The sequence below is a fragment of the Streptomyces sp. NPDC052687 genome, assembly GCF_040678395.1.
Lineage (GTDB): Bacteria > Actinomycetota > Actinomycetes > Streptomycetales > Streptomycetaceae > Streptomyces.
Genome location: NZ_JBFATR010000105.1, coordinates 1 through 2,903, shown reverse-complemented (window position 1 = coordinate 2,903; position 2,903 = coordinate 1). Strand labels below are relative to the sequence as shown.

The 2,903-nt window shown below is 75.1% G+C and carries 2 protein-coding genes and 1 pseudogene; 2 read left to right on the top strand and 1 reads right to left on the bottom strand.

Going from position 1 to position 2,903, the window contains the following annotated elements; all coding sequences use genetic code 11:
- Both AB0K92_RS33500 and AB0K92_RS33495 read left to right on the top strand, forming a co-directional pair.
- Positions 1 to 537: pseudogene (locus tag AB0K92_RS33500) on the top strand (glucose-6-phosphate isomerase); the annotation flags it as partial.
- Positions 538 to 630: 93 nt separating this feature from the next.
- Positions 631 to 1,653 carry a hypothetical protein gene (locus AB0K92_RS33495; protein WP_365929043.1) on the top strand — a complete coding sequence of 341 codons (1,023 nt, stop codon included), beginning with the start codon at positions 631 to 633 and terminating at the stop codon, positions 1,651 to 1,653.
- A 114-nt stretch (positions 1,654 to 1,767) separates the two neighbouring features.
- Here the strand turns inward: AB0K92_RS33495 and AB0K92_RS33490 are convergent.
- Positions 1,768 to 2,903: FtsX-like permease family protein (locus tag AB0K92_RS33490; protein WP_365929042.1), on the bottom strand; the 1,136-nt coding region annotated here is incomplete at its 5' end.

Sequence of the window (2,903 nt, the reverse complement as noted above, 5' to 3'; positions counted from 1 at the left end):
TGGCAGACCGGCCCGGTGGTCTGGGGCACGCCCGGCACCAACGGCCAGCACGCCTACTACCAGCTCATCCACCAGGGCACCAAGCTCATCCCGGCGGACTTCATCGGGTTCGCGGAGCCGGTCGCCGAGCTGAGCGACGAGCTGAAGGCCCAGCACGACCTGCTGATGGCCAACTTCTTCGCCCAGACGCAGGCGCTGGCGTTCGGCAAGACGCCCGACGAGGTGCGCGCCGAGGGCGTGCCGGAGGAGCTGGTCGCGCACAAGACGTTCAAGGGCGACCACCCGACGACCACGATCCTCGCGCGTGAGCTGACCCCGTCGGTGCTCGGCCAGCTCGTCGCCCTCTACGAGCACAAGGTGTTCGTGCAGGGCGCGGTGTGGAACATCGACTCCTTCGACCAGTGGGGCGTCGAGCTGGGCAAGGTCCTCGCCAAGCGGGTCGAGCCGGCGCTGACCGAGGGGGCCGAGGTGCCGGGCTTGGACCCGTCGACCAAGGCCCTGGTCGCCACGTACCGGGAGCTGCGCGGCCGGGGCTGACGGCCGCGGTGACGGGAAGCGGCGGGCGCGCGGGCCGTCGCTTCCCGTAGACTCCCCGGCGATCATTGACACGATCGCTCGGGGGAGCACAACGTGAGGACTACGCAGGGGAGTTGGACGGGCGGCACCCTGACGCCACGGGACCTGCTGCGGCCGAAGGAGGTGGCACGGGCGGTCTTCCACCCGGCCTGGATCCCGGAGTCGCTGGACCCGGCCGTGGACACGCTCAAGCGGGTGCGGCTGATCGCCGGAACGATCGCCGCGGTCGGCGTCTACACCGTCGTCGAGGGCGGGTTCGGCTTCGACGAGGTGCTGGAGAACATGCTCACGGCGTCCGTCGTGCTGCTGTTCATCACCCCGCTGACGGTCGCCGTGATGCTCTACGTCTGGCGGCGCGGCGGCACGGTGCGGGCGATGCGGGTGCCGCTGCTCAACTCGCTGAAGCTGCTGCTCGCGTTCGTCGGCACGATCGTCCTCACCGTTCTCGTGTGGCGGCTGGCGGGTGGCGCCGGCTTCCTCGTGCTGCTGCTGGCACCGGTGGCGCTGTGGCTGACCGCCGTCGTGATCCGCGGGGCGGTGCACGTGTCCGGCAACTTCTTCGGCACCGCGGGCGTCCACCGCTGTCTGCCGCCGCTGCTGGCCACGGTGACGACCTGGCTGATGGCGATCCCCGACCTGGCGACCGGCGATCTGCACGGCCTGAGCCTCACCCTGGGCGTCGTGTTCATCCTGGGCGCCCCGCTGACGGTCACCGCGATCGCCGCACTGGAGATGGGCCGCCTCAAGCAGCGCTACGGCATCCGCCTGGCCGCCCACCCGGCCACCCTGCCCCCCGTCCCGGGCCCGCCGCCCCCGGTACCGCCCGTGCCGCCGGCGGCTCCGCCGTACGCCCCGCGGCAGGGGAACCCGTACGGCAACGCGCCGTACGCACCGCCGTACGTTCCGCCGCCGTACGCCCCGCAGCAGCACGGCAACCCGTACGGGCCGCCGCAGGGAAGCCCGTACGGGCCGCCGCCGGGACACCCGTACGCGCCCCCGTCAGGGCACCCGTACGCCCCTCCGCCGGCCGGCCCTTACAGCGGCAGCCCCTACGGCCCCGGGCCGCACCCCGGCTGAGCCGCACCCCGGCTGAGTCCGGACTTGGCCGAGCCCGCCCGCACCCGGAGCCCGCCCGCACCCGGGAGCCCGTGCGGGCCGAGCCCACTGCGGGTGAGCGCTGCGGACCTCCGGTCAGGCCACCGCGCTCAGCGTGTCCGCGAGGCGGCGGCGGGCCGCGCGGGACGCGGGGAGGGCGGCGAGTGCCGCCGCGCCCAGTACGGCGGCCGTGCCGAGCAGCACCAGCAGCCAGGGGGAGGGGCCCTGCGCGATGCCGGCGCCGATGCCGCTGGACCTGCCCTGGGCGTCGATCAGCCAGCGGGCGAGCGGCAGTCCGAGGGCCGTGCCGAGGACGACCGCGGCGAGGGCGGTGCAGCCGGTGGCGGTCACGGTGATCGCGGTGATCTGGCGCGGGGACAGCCCGATCGCCTTCAGGGCGAGCAGATCGCGCTCGCCCTCGCGGACGGTGCCGCCGATCGCGGTCAGCAGTTCGATCAGTCCGATGAGGGCGAGGACGGCGACCAGCCCGAGGACGACCCCGCGCAGCGCGGAGAGGCCGTCGGCGGGGTTGGTGACGGTGTGCACGTCCAGCCGGCCCCGCCCGTCCGCGGCGAGCCGGTCGGCGACCTCGTCGGGGTCGGCGCCGGGGGCCAGTCGCAGCTGGTAGAGGGTCGGGCGCAGCGCGGGGTCGTTCTCGCGGAGCGTGTCGAGCGAGGTGGAGACGACCCGGCCGGCGTTCTCCGGCTCGATGCTGCGGCCCACGATGTGCAGGATCTGCGGCCGGTCGCCGACGGTCATCCGCACCCAGTCGCCGACCCGCACGTCCAGCAGGTCGAGCAGCCCCTGTCCGGCCACCGCCTCGTCGGGTCCGCGCGCCGCGCGGCCCTCGGCCAGGGTGTACGGGTAGGGCTCGGCGCGGGTGCCGAGGCCCCGCAGGGCGATGGTCGCGGTCTGGCCGGGGACCAGGGCGGCCACCTCCACACCGGGGTAGGCGGCGGCGACCCGCGGGTCGCGTTCCAGCAGCGCGCGGGCGTCCCGGTCGCTCAGCGCGGCGTCCGCGCGCACGGTGAGGGCGGCGGGCAGGCCGATCCGCTCCGGGCTGCGGTGGAACCGGTCGATGGTGGTCCAGGCGCTCATCGCGACCACGATCAGCAGCAGCGGCAGGGCGAGCCGCGCCACCGTGCCCAGCGAGCGCGGCCACCGGGCGAACGCCCGGTGCCAGCCCAGCACCAGCGCGGGCGGCACGCGCGTCCCGAGGGCCCGGCGCGCCG